Source organism: Chryseobacterium taichungense (assembly GCF_900109935.1).
Lineage (GTDB): Bacteria > Bacteroidota > Bacteroidia > Flavobacteriales > Weeksellaceae > Chryseobacterium > Chryseobacterium taichungense.
On sequence record NZ_FOBV01000004.1, the window covers coordinates 456,476 to 470,579 of the forward strand.

A 14,104-nucleotide genomic window follows, 5' to 3' on the forward strand; every position below is an offset into this window, starting at 1 on the left:
TTAGATTAATCTACTAATATCACGTACAGACTGTACTTTACTGTTAAAATTTATAACATAACTTATGCCATAACGCGTGTGTATTTGTCTTTGACAATCCTGCTAAATTAGGAAAAATTATAACAATCTTAACAAATTCAGTTTGAATCTGTCTACAATCTCTTATGCTAATCGAATCACCTTCTTCTGCCGCCAAGTCCCAGCATGCCCAATATTGCTTTTGCACCTTCCCGCATCAATGTGCTTGTAAACGTTCTCCCCGCTTTACTCTGCAGAACTTTTTCAAACATTCCGGGTTCTTCTTTTACAGGCTTCGTTTTTTGATTTGAAGGCGCTTCGCCGGCAGCCTGCTCCATTCTTCTTACTAAAATCTCATATGCCGATTCGTTGTCAATAACTTTCTCGTATTTAGCCACTAAAGCAGATTTGCCGGTCAGCTCAGAAATCTCTGCGTCGTTGAGAACGTCCATTCTTGATTCCGGGGAAATCAGATAAGTATGCACCAAAGGGGTAGGAATTCCCTTTTCGTCAAGAGCGGTTACAAAAGCCTCTCCGATTCCAAGATTCTGAATCAATGTCGGAGCGTCATAAAATGCTGTTGTAGGATAATTCTCCACCGCTTTAGAAATTTCTTTTTTATCTTTTGCCGTAAAGCCTCTCAATGCATGCTGAATTTTTAATCCCAACTGAGAAAGAACAGCTTCCGGAACATCTCCCGGAATTTGAGTAATAAAGTAGATTCCCACTCCTTTTGAGCGGATGAGCTTTACCATTGTTTCGATTTGGGAAACCAATGCTTTGGAAGATTCATCAAAAATCAAATGTGCCTCATCAATAAAGAGAACCAGTTTCGGCTTGCCACTGTCTCCTTCTTCAGGAAAAGTCATGTAAATTTCCGCAAAAAGAGAAAGCATAAACGTAGAAAACAATTGTGGCTTGCTTTGAATATCCGCCACTCTCAAAATATTGACAACTCCTTTTCCATCTCTTGTCTGCAGCAAATCATGAACATCAAAACTTAATTCTCCGAAAAATTTTGCCGCTCCCTGCTGTTCCAACGCAACAATTGACCTCAGAATTGCCCCTAATGAAGAAGAGGCTATCGATCCGTAATCCGCAGAAAGTTCAGCTTTACCCTGAGGATTTTCCGTAACGTACTGAAGAACTTTTTTGAGATCATTTAAATCAATTAAAGGCAATCCTTTGTCATCACAGTATTTGAAAACAATAGCCATAATGCTTTGCTGCGTATCATTCAGCTGTAAAATTTTACTTAATAAAACAGGCCCGAATTCCGTAACTGTGGCCCTTAATTTCACTCCTCTTTCTCCTGAAATCGTCATTAGCTCTACAGGAAAAGGTTGTGGATTATAAGGCAGCTGCGTCTTTGCATATCGTTCCTGAATAACAGGGTTTTCTTTTCCTACTTCGGCAATTCCCGAGAAATCTCCTTTGATATCAAGCACCAGAGATGGAATTCCTGCGTGGGAAAGCTGCTCAGCAAACACCTGCAGGGTCTTGGTTTTTCCCGTTCCTGTAGCTCCGGCAATGAGCCCGTGACGATTTATGGTTTTTAAAGGAATTGTAATATTTACTTCTGGAACAACTTCCCCATCCAGCATCCCTTTTCCCAGAATAATATGTTCTCCTTTTGGAGTATATTTTGCATTCAGTTCATTAATAAATTGTGTTTTATCTGCCATTTGATTTTTTACATAAATATAAAATTTTTTAGAAATATGAGAGCGTCGCTTTTCTCAAGATTAATTTAAATTCCAGATATTAACATTTATAGCTAACTTAGTACCTCAATTTTCAACTTATATCAAAGTGTATTTGAAAGGCTGTGATAAAAAAAAGACAGACTTTATAGATTTATTCTATTGTTATCGATTTTTTAATTTAGCATTTTTTAAAAAAATAAACACGATTTTTGTACATCTTAAACATTAAAAAAGTCACGAACCACCTAATGAAAGTCGAACAAATATATACAGGATGTCTTGCTCAGGGCGCATACTATATCGTATCTGAAAATGAAGCAGCAATTATTGATCCTTTAAGAGAGGTTAAACCTTATCTCGACCGTCTGGAAAAAGACAACGTAGCATTAAAATATATTTTTGAAACGCATTTCCATGCAGATTTTGTTTCGGGACACCTGGATCTGAGTAAGAAAACAGGAGCACCAATCGTTTATGGCCCCACAGCACAGCCTGAATTTGACGCCATTATCGCAGAAGACAATCAGATTTTCGAGTTAGGAAAAGTGAAAATAAAAGCTCTTCATACTCCCGGTCATACGATGGAAAGCACAACTTATCTTCTAATCGACGAAAACGGCGTGGAAACAGCTATTTTCACGGGTGACACCTTATTTTTAGGAGATGTGGGAAGACCTGACCTTGCGCAAAAAGCTACCAATCTTACCCAGGAAGATCTTGCAGGAATTTTATATGACAGCCTGCAGAACAAAATTATTCCGCTTGACGACAGCATTACTGTTTATCCGGCACATGGAGCCGGTTCTGCTTGCGGAAAAAACATGCAGAAAGAAACAGTGGATATTTTGGGAAACCAGAAAAAAACAAATTATGCGCTCAATCAGCCTGATAAGGAATCGTTTGTAAAAGAGGTTCTTGACGGACTGACCGCGCCGCCTAAATATTTCGGGATGAATGTAGCCATGAACAAAGGTGGCTACGAAAGTCTGGATGCTGTGATGGATAAAGGCTTGACAGCAATTGCTGTTGAGGATTTTGAAAATTATGCGGAAGAAACCGGCGCCTTAATTTTAGATACAAGAAGTCCTGCAGAATTCTACAAAGGATTTATTCCGAATTCTGTAAATATCGGATTGAAAGGCGATTTTGCGCCGTGGGTAGGCGCATTAATCGTTGATGTAAAACATCCTTTATTATTGGTTGTTGAAGAAGGTACGGAAGAAGAAGCGATTACCAGATTAAGCAGAGTCGGGTTTGATAATGTGGTAGGATACTTAAAAGGAGGATTTGCAACATGGAAAAACAGCGGTAAAGAAACCGACGAAGTAAAAAGAATATCCCCTGCAGAATTCGCAGAACAGTTTACAGAAAAATCTAAAGTAATCGATGTGCGTAAGATTTCAGAATATTCTGCAGAACATATCGACAATGCTTACAACAGGCCTTTGGATATAATCAGCGATTGGGTAAATACAATTGATGATTCTGAGCACTTTTTCCTGCATTGCGCAGGCGGATACAGAAGCATGATCGCCGCAAGCATTCTTAATTCTCACGGAATCAGAAATTTCACTGAGATTGAAGGAGGTTTCAACGGCATTAAAAAAACAGAAAAATTCCCGACTTCGGATTTTGTCTGCCAGTCAAAAACTATATAAAATATAAGCTATGTCACAAAAATTCCAGGAAATTATAGACTCTGAAAGACCTGTATTGATCGACTTTTTTGCAACATGGTGCCAGCCTTGCAAAGTACAGTCTTCGGTCCTCAATACCGTAAAACAAAATGTATGTGAAGGCGCAAGAATCATCAAAGTAGATGTCGACCAATACCCTGCATTAGCGGCGCAATATGGCGTGCGGGGCGTTCCAACATTAGCGATATTTAAAAAAGGAGAAATGTTATGGAAAGAAAGCGGCGTACACGATGTCAATACGCTGACGCAGCTTTTACAACAATATGCTTAATGAAGTAAGGTTGAGGTTGAGGTTGAGATATTTTCCTGAACCTTAGCCTTAACCTCAATCTTATAATTCAATTGAAAAAGAATCGCGGTCATTTAAAAACTGAAAGTGATTTCTGAAATCATTCAACTCTTCTAAATTTAATTCCGCATTAACAATATTTCCTTGCCTTTCTGAAATCTCTTTTCCGTCGGCAAAAAAACAATGGGAACTTTCCTTATAGAAAAGATTATTTCCATCCGTTCCGATTCTGTTGAGTCCGAAAACAAAGGATAAATTCTCAATCGCCCGCGCTTTCAGAAGATGCTCCCATGCTTCAACTCTTTTTTCGGGCCAGTTGGCCACATATAAAATAACATCATAATCATCGTTATTCCTGGCAAATACCGGAAAACGGAGATCATAACATACCTGCAGCAAAATCCGGAAACCTTTATAATGTACAATCACCCTTTCTTTTCCAGGCGTGTACACTTTATCCTCCCCGGAAAATGAAAATAAATGTCGCTTATCGTAGAAATCTGTTTTTAAATCAGGAGCAACAAAATACATTCTGTTATAAAATTTTCCATTTTCTTCTACAGGAGCACTTCCGCAGAACACTGCGTCTTGTTCTTTTGCCAATTTTTTTAAAAATTCCAATGATTCCTGATTTTTATCTGAAACTTCTGCCGCATCCATACAAAAACCTGTCGAAAACATTTCGGGCAGAAGAAAAATGTCTGCCTGCTGATTTTGTAATTCTTTTTCAATTTGTTGAAAATTCTGCTCTTTGTTTTTCCAGCTGATATCTAAATTAAGTCCTGTGATTTTCATAAACTTTGTTAAAAACTTCATTAAAAATACGATTTTCAGATGATTTCAGTTCTATCTTTGTTGCAGATAATTTTTTTTTAAATAATAACATAAAAGAATATATTATGAAGAAATTGGTTTTTATGCTGATGCTGATTTTTGCAGGAGCAACAGCCAGCGCACAAGCCTGGACCGGAAAGGGTGACCAGAAAATCAATGCCGGTTTGAGCGCCTGGGGATACGGAACCGGAATTACAGGAACTTATGACTATGGACTGAATGGACTGATCTCCGTAGGGGCCGGACTGAATGCCTATTTCAGCAATTATAAAGACAATGACGATGACAACCGCATTTTTGTTTTCGGAAGATTGAATTTTCACTTAAAAGATGCATTACAGCTTCCCGAAAAGCTTGACATCTATCCTGGCGTTGACGTAGGGGTTGTCGGGAAAGATTTCGGTCTTGGCGCTCACATCGGTGCGAGATACTTTTTCTCAGAGCGAATCGGAGTTTTTGCGGAAGTCGGCAACAATGGCAGTCTCGGAGTTTCTATTAATTTGTAATAAATCATCACATTATATGACAAAGCTTCTCGTTTCGGGAGGCTTTTTTATTTGGCATAGTTTTGAGAATTCTTACCTTTGCAAATTAACATACAAAAGCATTAATGGAAATAGCAATCAAACTGTTTCAATTTATATTGAGCATTTCTATCTTAGTAGTCCTTCATGAGCTTGGGCACTTTTTACCGGCAAAGTGGTTCAAAACCAGAGCAGAAAAATTTTTCCTGTTTTTTGACCCCTGGTTCTCCATTTTTTCAATGAAAAAAATCAATGGAAAATGGCAATATAAATTTCTTTCCAAAAATCTTCCGGATTCCGAAACTATTGAAGTAAACGGTGAAAAGAAAGAAGTCCCCATCGACATATCAAAGCTTCCCGATAACGACTGGAGAAAACATCCCGAAAAAACAAAATACGGTATCGGCTGGCTTCCTTTCGGAGGTTATGTGAAAATTGCCGGAATGGTAGACGAAAGCATGGATACGGAGCAGTTGAAACAGCCTGCACAGCCTTGGGAATTCAGGTCAAAGCCGGCATGGCAGAGACTGATCATCATGCTGGGTGGTGTTACCGTGAATTTTTTCCTGGCGTGGGTTATTTTTTCTGCCTTAATGGGCAACGGCGGAGAAGATATTTTTGATGCCAATAAAATCACTACACCGCTTCATTATACGGAAGCGGCAAAAAAAATGGGATTCCAGGATGGTGACAAGATCATTAGCGTAGACGGAAAAACCCAAAAAGACTTTAAAAAATTAGCACTGGATGTTTTATTAAGTGATGAAATTACTGTTCTGAGAAACGGAAAAGAAGTAACCTTCCCAACGAATGACGACGGAAAGGCTCTTGCTTTTAACGATCCTGAACCAAGATCTTTCCTCACTCCGAGAATGACTCCCATAGTAGACACCATTGTTACAAAATCGACAATGGATGCCGGTTTAAAGGTTGGAGACAAGATTCTTGCCGTAAACGGAAAACCGGTTGCTTACTATGATGAAGTAAAGCCTTTGGTAACACCCAACGCAGGAAAAGTAACGGATTTCCAGGTATTACGAAATAATCAGGTAACCGATCTTAAAATCCCTGTTTCAAAGGAGGGAGCGATCGGGATCTTATCATTTAAAGAGATAAAAAAATATTATGTTCACAATGATTATGACTTCATTGGGTGCATTAAAAGAGGTTTCACTCTGACGATTGAGAGTCTGACGTATCAGATCAAGCAGTTCAAGTTGGTTTTCAACAAGAAAGTAAAGGGATATAAAAAAGTAGGAGGGCCACTTGCGATCATCAAAAATATGCCTGTAGATCAAAGTAAAGATGGAAGCGTATCTATTGACTGGAGAGCTTTCTGGGGCTTTACGGCAATGTTCTCGGTTTGGTTAGCCTTCCTGAATTTAATTCCGATTCCGGGATTGGATGGCGGCCACGTTTTATTTACTTTATATGAAATGATTGTGGGAAAACCAGTTCCTCAAAAAGTATTGGAAAACGCTCAGATGGTGGGAGTTATCTTCTTATTGGGATTAATGGTTCTGATTTTCGGAAGCGATATATTTAAGGCATTAACCGGAAGTTTATAAATTTTTAAAAAAATATTTGCAGGGTATAAATATTCGTCCTATATTTGCACCACTTAAAACAAAGGACATTCCTCCTTAGCTCAGTTGGTTAGAGCATCTGACTGTTAATCAGAGGGTCGCTGGTTCGAGCCCAGCAGGAGGAGCAAAAAGACTTACAGAAATGTAGGTCTTTTTTTATTTTAAATCTTACTAAAATATTTTCATTTTTAATTAACTGAAAAATAATTATATAGCTTACATTGCCCATTGTTACAGGAAAATTCTCATTATTTTTAAACCAAAAATTTGTTTGATATTAATATTCCTTTTATATTTGCAGCACTAAAACAATAGGAAATTCCTCCTTAGCTCAGTTGGTTAGAGCATCTGACTGTTAATCAGAGGGTCGCTGGTTCGAGCCCAGCAGGAGGAGCAGAAAGACTTACAGAAATGTAGGTCTTTTTTATTTTAAACATAACACTATCTTTTTCAATACCACGTTGTTAATTTGACTCATAAATAATAGCATTTACACCCTCTGAATAACCACCTTATTTCACTACATTTGCAGTTTTGTATTTAAATGTCTTAAAAATTTAAATATTATAAATCTTTTACAATAAATCTGCATAATTTTTGTTTATGCAATAGCTTGAAGAACAACAAATGTTAATTAACAACTCGAGATATTATCCCCTTTTCATTTTTATCCTCTTATCACATTTTGTATGCGCTCAAAATGCAGCATCCGGAAAAATCGTAGACGCCAAAACAAATAAAGAGCTCACCGGTGTCGATGTATTTATCAATGAAAGCAATAAGCCTGCATTAACGACAACTTCGGGAAACTTTGCCGTTCAGTCTGACAGCATTATTTACAAATTAAAATTTTTAAGGAAAAACTATTCCCTAGAAAGCATAAATGTAACTTCTGAAAATGCAACGAATATTTTTGTAAAGCTTTCTCAGGAAAAAGAAAGCAATATACAGGAGGTCGTCATCCACAACGAAAGACCTAAGTATAAAAACAAAAAGGAAAATCCCGCTTACGCAATCATGCAGAAAGTCTGGGCGAGAAAAAGAAATAACGGTCTGGATAAATTTGATACGTATACTTACAAGGAGTATGAGAAAATTCAGTTTGACGCCAATAATCTGGACAGTGCCTTCATGAAGAAAAAAATCTTCAATAAGCTTGAATTCATCTTTGATTATAAGGACTCTACTGCAAGCGGAAAAATCGGGCTTCCCGTATTTCTTAATGAAGCCGTTTACGAAAATTATGGAGAAAACAGACCTTCCAAAAGAACAAAAAGATTGTTGGTCGCTCAAAAAACCTCAGGTTTCCAGGACAACCAGATCGTAACACTGACCGCTAAAAACCTGTACCGGGATATTAACATTTATGATAATACCTTAAATTATTTCGACATTGGTTTTCCAAGCCCTGTAGGAGAAACAGGCTTCAGCACGTATGATTATAATTTGGTGGACACCATTTCCATTCGGGGAGAAAATGCCTTTAAAATAAGGTATCAGCCTAAGAGAACGGAAGTTCTGGCGTTTCAGGGGTATCTTTATATTGACACAGACAGCTATGCCGTTCTGGGAGCTACTTTAAAATCGACCCAAAAAATCAATGTTAATTTTATAAATGGAATTTCCACCGAACTGGAATACGACAATCCTGATGAAAATACTTTTCTACCCAGAAAATTCGTCACAGAAATTGAAATGACGCCTTTTTCGAAAAAGAAAACCGCAAAAAGTATTGTTGCCAAGAGATCAGTCGATTACTCTGAATATCAATTTAATAAACCTTTGGAAGACAAAGTATTTAAAAGAACGGAGGAAGAATATTCTGATAGTTTTACAGATAAGGATGATGCTTACTGGCTTAAAGCAAGACCCGATTCTTTATCAAAAACCGAGCAGGGGATTTACGATATGCTGGACAAGCTTCAGCAAACCCCTAAATTCAACAGAATTGTAAAGCTGTATGAAACGTTGGGTTCCGGTTATTATAATGTGAAAAAATTAGGTATTGATATAGGCCCTATCTTCTCAGTTTACGGGAAAAACGAGGTAGAAGGAGACAGAATACGATTAGGCGCAAGAACTTATTTCACACGAAATGATCCATGGAGAGTGCAGTTTTATACCGCTTACGGTTTCAAAGACGAGCAGGTAAAATATGGCGCTGAAGCAAGATTTATGTTTAACAGGGTAAACCGATTCACTGTAGGAGCCGGAACCCGAAGAGACATCTTACAATTAGGGGTACAATTGACGAATGATGACGGGATCATGGCCAGAACATTTGCCTCATCAACAATTTTTGCAAGAGGAGAAAATGCATCATTAAGTTCGGTTAACCAAACCAATATTTTTACCTCTATAGAACCTTGGAAAAACTTTCAGATCAGGCTTGACGGCACCATGCAAAGCATCAAATCCGCAAATCCTGACGGTTTCAGTCTGATGTATTATAAAGATGGTGCACTTCGAAAAACGACGAACGATTCACACTTTACGTTAAGCTTAGTTGCAAGACCCGGCGCAAAGTTCTCACAAACCGGAATCGACCGCTATGAGCATGGAACATTAGCTCCAACAATTGTTTTAAAATATACCCGAGGTGTTGAAGGATTATTCGGATCGGATTTTAATTATAACAAACTCCAGTTCCTTTTCTATAAACCGGTTTTAATTGGAAGTTGGGGAAAAACGCTGGTCAGCTTTGAGGCGGGGAAAAACTTTGACACTGTTCCTTTGGCGTTACAGAACGTTATTCCGGGAAACCAATCGTACAGCCTTGCTCAAAATACTTTTGCCCAGTTAAACTATTATGAATTCGTTGCCGACACCTACACAACGCTTCATTTGGAACATCATTTTAACGGTAAAATACTTTCTTTTATCCCTTTAATCAAAAAATTAAAATTAAGAGAAATTGCCTTTATCCGAGGAGCTTACGGAACTTTAAGCAATGCATCGAAAGCAATCAATGTCGAAGGATTTAAATATTCTGCGCCAAGTGAGCATATTTATTATGAATATGGATTCGGAATCGAAAATATTGGTTTTGGAAATCTAAGAATTTTCAGGGTCGACTTCAACTGGCGTGGTAATTACCTTGACCGTCCCAACATTTCGACATTCGGCGTAAAAGCAGGATTCCAGGTTGGGTTCTAAAAAAATAAAATCTCCTTCGTAAAGGAGATTTTTTATTGTTTAAGATTCTGAAGGATAATTTTTACATCCGTTGCAATGCGCTACAATGTAAACGATTTTGCACGGCGGTCTCTGTCCTTCCGGAATGCTACAATACACATCACACGGTAAACATCCCTGATCAGGAGTGGCTCCACCCATTACGTTTTTTAGTTCCTGTCTGTTGACTTTCTTTAAATTTTTCATATCAGTTAAATTTTGTTTGATTCGATGCTAAATATAAGAAATATATTCATTTCTGATTATGATTTGATTAAAACAAAAAAACCTCAGCAAAATTGCCGAGGTTTGTAATTTTATGAAACGCTTAAATTATGCGTTTGCTTCTACAGATACGAAAGATCTGTTATTTGCTTTCTTAGTGAAAACTACTTTACCGTCTACTAGAGCGAACAAAGTGTGATCTTTACCGATTCCCACGTTTGCACCTGGGTGGTGTTGAGTACCTCTTTGTCTAACAATGATGTTACCAGCAATAGCATCTTGACCACCGAAAATCTTCACACCTAGTCTTTTAGAGTGAGATTCTCTACCGTTTTTGGAACTACCAACTCCTTTCTTATGTGCCATTTTATTTTAAGGTTTTTTGGTTTAACAATTATTCTGCACTTTCAGCAGCTTCAGCATCTGCTTTTTTTGTTGTTTTCTTAGCAGGTTTTTCTGCTTTTTTAGCTCCTTCAAATCCTGTAATACCAGTAATCTGAATCTGAGTTAATGATTGTCTGTGACCATTTTTTACTTTGTAACCTTTTCTTCTTTTCTTTTTGAAAACGATTACTTTATCAGCTTTTACGTGGTCTAGGATCTCTGCTTCTACAGTGATTCCGCTTACAGCTGGGGCGCCTACAGTGATTGCTCCGTTTACAGTAAGAAGTACTTTATCAAAAGATACTTTACCTCCTTTGTCTCCTGACAAACGGTTTACAAACAACTTCTGGTCTTGCTCAACTTTGTATTGAAGCCCTGCTATTTCTACAATTGCAAACATTGTTTATAAAATTTTTAGTTATTTCGAGGTGCAAATATAAGAATTATTTTCTAATCTTCTCAAATTCAACCAAATCTTTTTTTAATTAAAATTTTAACTATGTTTCGAATAATTTATCACAATAAAGTGATAACAATTATCGTTAAAAGTAATAACTTCGTTTACACCAAAAATATTTTATATGAAAAGAAACTTTAATTTCCGCATCATCGCGGGAGCATTTGCTGCTCTATTCTTATCAGCATGTAATGACGATTCAATGGAAACTCCTGCAGCCACTGAGCAACAGACACAAAGCCAGAAAATCGATCAGCCCAACGACCTTGAAAAAGTTTGCTATTACGTCGATCAGTACTGGAGTTCTTCATCAGTTTTACTGACATCTTTACAGAATTCTACGGATACTAATTTTATGAATTCACAAATGACAAAAATTGCAAGCATGTGGGGAAGAAGTAACCCAACGCTTCGATTTGTCAATGATCCGTCGAATTACAATTCTACGTATAATGCGATTTCATATTCAACGGGCAAGATTTATTATGGATATGCTATTTATTACGATGCCAAATCAAAAGGCGGAGATATTGTCAACGCAATGATCCTGGCTCACGAATACGGTCATCAGCTGCAATATATTTTCGGACTTCCTTCCGTGAGTGAATCTACAGCAAGACCCAATGAACTTGAAGCAGATGGATTTGCAGGCTATTATCTAAGAAGACCAAACGGTTACAACCAGACCAGTTTCAGCCAGATTGCCGCAGCTTATGAATTTGCACAGAGCATCGGAGATTATCAGACAACAAGTCCCGGACATCACGGAACGCCGCCACAAAGAAGATCTGCAGTTCGTTTAGGCTTCCTGCTGGGACAATATGATCTTACTGCATCAGCTTTTGATTATAATTTCTTCTATTATTATCAGGGTGTTTTAAACGGAACTTATAAAACAGCCAAAAACGCTCAGTATCCTGAACTTGATGCGTACATGAGCCAATATCTTGACGAACTAAAGAAAATTCAGACCGGAGAAATTTCAGCAGAAGAATTCAAAGATTTAAAATAACATTCATTTTCGATATATCTTTCGTAGAGGCAGGAAATTCCTGTCTCTTTTTCTTTTAAAAATATTCATAAAGTTTATTTACTTTTGATGCATTATCTATATATAAATGAAAAGAGATCTTTACATTGATTTTGCAAAAGGACTTGCCACATTATCCATTATATTTATCCATACAGCTTTCTGGTCCGGACAATTTTATATTCCGGCAGAAGTAAGAGTATTTTCTCTGGTGTTTGATGTTGCCCTATTTTATGCTTTAAGCGGAATCACTTCAGGCTCCAATATTGAGAAAACGTTTTACAGATTACTGAAACTGCAGATCACGTACATGATTTTTGTGACCTTTCTGTTTTTTATGGATTATTTCTTTAAAATTTTCGGACTGAATTTTTTCTCTCTGGAATGGCTAAAGAATTTCTACTCCACCTTTGGATCAAAATATACAATTAACAGTATTTCAACAACCCCTCAATGGGAAAATCTCGGCAACTGGTATCTTCACCAATATACCAATGCAGATACTTTTCCTGTAGTCATGGGAAGTTTCTGGTATCTGAAAGTTTATTTTATTCTGACGGTTTTCGGAGTATTGATTTTACGGTTTTTCCCTAGACATATCAACTGGTTTATTGCTTTATGTATTGCTTTAACACTGCTGTTTAATATTTTCCCTGAAATATATCCTGACGGACAGGTAGGTTATGTTGCATTTTATATGGCTGTCTTTCTGATTGGCAATAGAATGAAAGGCAAAAAAATACCCGGTAAAATTATTCCGGTTCTGTATGCTTTAGTAGCAGCAGCATTGATATGGATGTTTTGGTACTATGGAAATGAGATATTTTATAAGATCAACAGAAATAAATTCCCTCCTAAAATTCCGTACATTATCTGGGCGATGTTTTCTTTGGTGACGTTATTTGTTTTTTATAATCGATTAAAAATTTCGGAAGAAAGCTTTGTAACATATATTGGTAAAAATGCTATATTTTTTTACTTCGCTCAGGGAATAAGTTCTTCACTGGTTTATTTTCTGGTGGTTACTTTAAAAGAATATATGCCTTGGTGGATTCTAATGATACTAATTTATATCATTAATGTTTTTTTGGCATTTGGAATTTCAGCTATCCTGAAGAAAGTAGACGGCTTTGGATGGAATATTTTGGAAATATTGCGAAAAAAAACTGCTATTAAATAGCAGTTTTTTATTGTTTTATTAGTCTCTTCTTCCGCTTCTCGCAATCAGCGCTATAATGATAATGAGAACGATAGCCCCGCCAATAATATACACAGGGTTGGCATACCATTCTGTAGTGGTGGTTGTGCTGTTTTCTGTAGTCACTACCCCGCCGGCGGTATCTTGTGCAAACGAAAAAATAGACATGAATACCGAAAATACAAATGCAAGTAAAGCACTCATTTTACTTTTAATAGCTGTAACTGTTTCCATAATGTTTATATTTTTAATTGGTTTTAAAACAATAACAAAAAAAGTACCATCAAGTTTACATAATTCATAAAAAAGATGAATTTAAATGAAAATCTTCAAACAAAATAAAACTTCTGTCATTTCACAAAATATTTTAATTTTACACAAAATTTAAAACATGTTTAAGTTGAAACTTCCTACCGATCCCAGGTGGGCAAATATTGCAGAAGGAAACATTGAAGAAATTTTGACGGATCATGCATGGTGTGAGCAGAAAGCAGCAACCAATGCTATCGGGCTAATCACAATGCTTCCCGAATATCCTGAAATCGTAACCGAACTTCTCGCCATCGCGCAGGAAGAGCTGGAACATTTCAGACAGGTTCATGAGATTATTAAAAAAAGAGGATACACATTCGGGCGTACCCGAAAAGATGATTATGTAAACGAGCTGGTAAATTTCATCCAAAAAGGAGGCAACAGAGATGATCTTATTGTTGATAAAATGCTTTTTGCAGCTATGATCGAAGCCAGAAGCTGTGAACGGTTCAAAGTGCTTACAGAGAATATAAAAGATGAAGAACTTAAAACGTTCTACAGAGAACTCATGATTTCTGAAGCCAATCATTATACAACATTTATCGGCTTTGCAAGGCAGTTGGGTGATGAACAGAAAGTGAATGCAAGATGGGAAGAATGGCTTGAATATGAAGCTAAAGTCATTCAGTCTTACGGAAAAGGAGAAACCATCCACGGATAAAACTATATT

At 37.1% G+C, this 14,104-nt stretch carries 13 protein-coding genes, 2 tRNA genes and 1 pseudogene; 10 read left to right on the top strand and 6 right to left on the bottom strand.

What is annotated here, in order from left to right; all coding sequences use genetic code 11:
• Positions 1 to 176: 176 nt before the first annotated feature.
• The gene (locus BMW64_RS11430; RefSeq protein WP_090000090.1) at positions 177 to 1,703 is read right to left on the bottom strand and encodes a helicase HerA-like domain-containing protein; all 1,527 of its coding nucleotides are present in this window, start codon (positions 1,701 to 1,703) and stop codon (positions 177 to 179) included.
• A 269-nt stretch (positions 1,704 to 1,972) separates the two neighbouring features.
• On the opposite strand from BMW64_RS11430, the gene BMW64_RS11435 reads away from it, so the two are divergent.
• Positions 1,973 to 3,382 carry an MBL fold metallo-hydrolase gene (locus BMW64_RS11435; RefSeq protein ID WP_090000091.1) on the top strand — a complete coding sequence of 470 codons (1,410 nt, stop codon included), beginning with the start codon at positions 1,973 to 1,975 and terminating at the stop codon, positions 3,380 to 3,382.
• Between the two features lie 10 nt (positions 3,383 to 3,392).
• Positions 3,393 to 3,692, top strand: a complete 300-nt coding sequence (locus BMW64_RS11440; protein ID WP_090000092.1) for a thioredoxin family protein — start codon at positions 3,393 to 3,395, stop codon at positions 3,690 to 3,692.
• A gap of 60 nt (positions 3,693 to 3,752) precedes the next feature.
• Here BMW64_RS11440 and BMW64_RS11445 read toward each other — a convergent pair whose 3' ends face one another.
• Positions 3,753 to 4,505 carry a nitrilase-related carbon-nitrogen hydrolase gene (locus BMW64_RS11445; RefSeq protein ID WP_090000093.1) on the bottom strand — a complete coding sequence of 251 codons (753 nt, stop codon included), beginning with the start codon at positions 4,503 to 4,505 and terminating at the stop codon, positions 3,753 to 3,755.
• A 104-nt stretch (positions 4,506 to 4,609) separates the two neighbouring features.
• Between BMW64_RS11445 and BMW64_RS11450 the strand changes: the two genes are divergently transcribed.
• From BMW64_RS11450 to BMW64_RS11470, 5 genes are all read left to right on the top strand, one after another.
• Entirely contained in the window at positions 4,610 to 5,050 is a 441-nt protein-coding gene (locus BMW64_RS11450; RefSeq protein ID WP_090000136.1) for a DUF6646 family protein, read from the top strand.
• A gap of 104 nt (positions 5,051 to 5,154) precedes the next feature.
• Positions 5,155 to 6,636: an RIP metalloprotease RseP gene (gene rseP / locus BMW64_RS11455; protein WP_090000094.1), complete on the top strand. Its 1,482-nt coding sequence runs from the start codon at positions 5,155 to 5,157 to the stop codon at positions 6,634 to 6,636.
• Between the two features lie 69 nt (positions 6,637 to 6,705).
• A tRNA-Asn gene (locus BMW64_RS11460) sits at positions 6,706 to 6,779 on the top strand.
• Between the two features lie 195 nt (positions 6,780 to 6,974).
• Positions 6,975 to 7,048, top strand: a tRNA-Asn gene (locus tag BMW64_RS11465).
• Positions 7,049 to 7,281: 233 nt separating this feature from the next.
• Positions 7,282 to 9,810, top strand: coding sequence for a DUF5686 family protein (locus tag BMW64_RS11470; protein WP_090000095.1), 2,529 nt, complete (start codon positions 7,282 to 7,284; stop codon positions 9,808 to 9,810).
• Positions 9,811 to 9,849: 39 nt separating this feature from the next.
• On the opposite strand, the gene BMW64_RS20680 is transcribed toward BMW64_RS11470, so the two are convergent.
• From BMW64_RS20680 to rplU, 3 genes and pseudogenes are all read right to left on the bottom strand, one after another.
• Positions 9,850 to 10,035, bottom strand: a complete 186-nt coding sequence (locus BMW64_RS20680) for a bacteriocin-like protein (protein WP_042720246.1) — start codon at positions 10,033 to 10,035, stop codon at positions 9,850 to 9,852.
• A gap of 126 nt (positions 10,036 to 10,161) precedes the next feature.
• Positions 10,162 to 10,419, bottom strand: a complete 258-nt coding sequence (rpmA, locus tag BMW64_RS11480) for a 50S ribosomal protein L27 (protein ID WP_072963606.1) — start codon at positions 10,417 to 10,419, stop codon at positions 10,162 to 10,164.
• Between the two features lie 55 nt (positions 10,420 to 10,474).
• Positions 10,475 to 10,837: pseudogene (rplU, locus tag BMW64_RS11485) on the bottom strand (50S ribosomal protein L21); the annotation flags it as partial.
• Positions 10,838 to 11,018: 181 nt separating this feature from the next.
• On the opposite strand from rplU, the gene BMW64_RS11490 reads away from it, so the two are divergent.
• Positions 11,019 to 11,906, top strand: a complete 888-nt coding sequence (locus BMW64_RS11490; RefSeq protein ID WP_090000096.1) for a neutral zinc metallopeptidase — start codon at positions 11,019 to 11,021, stop codon at positions 11,904 to 11,906.
• A gap of 106 nt (positions 11,907 to 12,012) precedes the next feature.
• Positions 12,013 to 13,104 carry an acyltransferase family protein gene (locus BMW64_RS11495; protein WP_090000097.1) on the top strand — a complete coding sequence of 364 codons (1,092 nt, stop codon included), beginning with the start codon at positions 12,013 to 12,015 and terminating at the stop codon, positions 13,102 to 13,104.
• Positions 13,105 to 13,122: 18 nt separating this feature from the next.
• Here BMW64_RS11495 and BMW64_RS11500 read toward each other — a convergent pair whose 3' ends face one another.
• Entirely contained in the window at positions 13,123 to 13,356 is a 234-nt protein-coding gene (locus tag BMW64_RS11500) for a hypothetical protein (RefSeq protein ID WP_090000098.1), read from the bottom strand.
• Positions 13,357 to 13,513: 157 nt separating this feature from the next.
• On the opposite strand from BMW64_RS11500, the gene miaE reads away from it, so the two are divergent.
• On the top strand, positions 13,514 to 14,095 hold the full coding sequence (miaE, locus tag BMW64_RS11505; protein WP_090000099.1) for a MiaE family protein: 582 nt from the start codon (positions 13,514 to 13,516) through the stop codon (positions 14,093 to 14,095).
• The last annotated feature ends 9 nt before the right edge of the window (positions 14,096 to 14,104 follow it).

Coding starts and splice junctions, on each gene's coding strand:
- rseP (WP_090000094.1), top strand. CDS start 5,155: ATGGAAATAGCAATCAAACTGTTTCAATTTATATTGAGCATTTCTATC.
- BMW64_RS11490 (WP_090000096.1), top strand. CDS start 11,019: ATGAAAAGAAACTTTAATTTCCGCATCATCGCGGGAGCATTTGCTGCT.
- BMW64_RS11470 (WP_090000095.1), top strand. CDS start 7,282: ATGTTAATTAACAACTCGAGATATTATCCCCTTTTCATTTTTATCCTC.
- BMW64_RS11495 (WP_090000097.1), top strand. CDS start 12,013: ATGAAAAGAGATCTTTACATTGATTTTGCAAAAGGACTTGCCACATTA.
- BMW64_RS20680 (WP_042720246.1), bottom strand. CDS start 10,035: ATGAAAAATTTAAAGAAAGTCAACAGACAGGAACTAAAAAACGTAATG.
- BMW64_RS11435 (WP_090000091.1), top strand. CDS start 1,973: ATGAAAGTCGAACAAATATATACAGGATGTCTTGCTCAGGGCGCATAC.
- rpmA (WP_072963606.1), bottom strand. CDS start 10,419: ATGGCACATAAGAAAGGAGTTGGTAGTTCCAAAAACGGTAGAGAATCT.
- BMW64_RS11450 (WP_090000136.1), top strand. CDS start 4,610: ATGAAGAAATTGGTTTTTATGCTGATGCTGATTTTTGCAGGAGCAACA.
- BMW64_RS11500 (WP_090000098.1), bottom strand. CDS start 13,356: ATGGAAACAGTTACAGCTATTAAAAGTAAAATGAGTGCTTTACTTGCA.
- BMW64_RS11440 (WP_090000092.1), top strand. CDS start 3,393: ATGTCACAAAAATTCCAGGAAATTATAGACTCTGAAAGACCTGTATTG.
- BMW64_RS11430 (WP_090000090.1), bottom strand. CDS start 1,703: ATGGCAGATAAAACACAATTTATTAATGAACTGAATGCAAAATATACT.
- BMW64_RS11445 (WP_090000093.1), bottom strand. CDS start 4,505: ATGAAAATCACAGGACTTAATTTAGATATCAGCTGGAAAAACAAAGAG.
- miaE (WP_090000099.1), top strand. CDS start 13,514: ATGTTTAAGTTGAAACTTCCTACCGATCCCAGGTGGGCAAATATTGCA.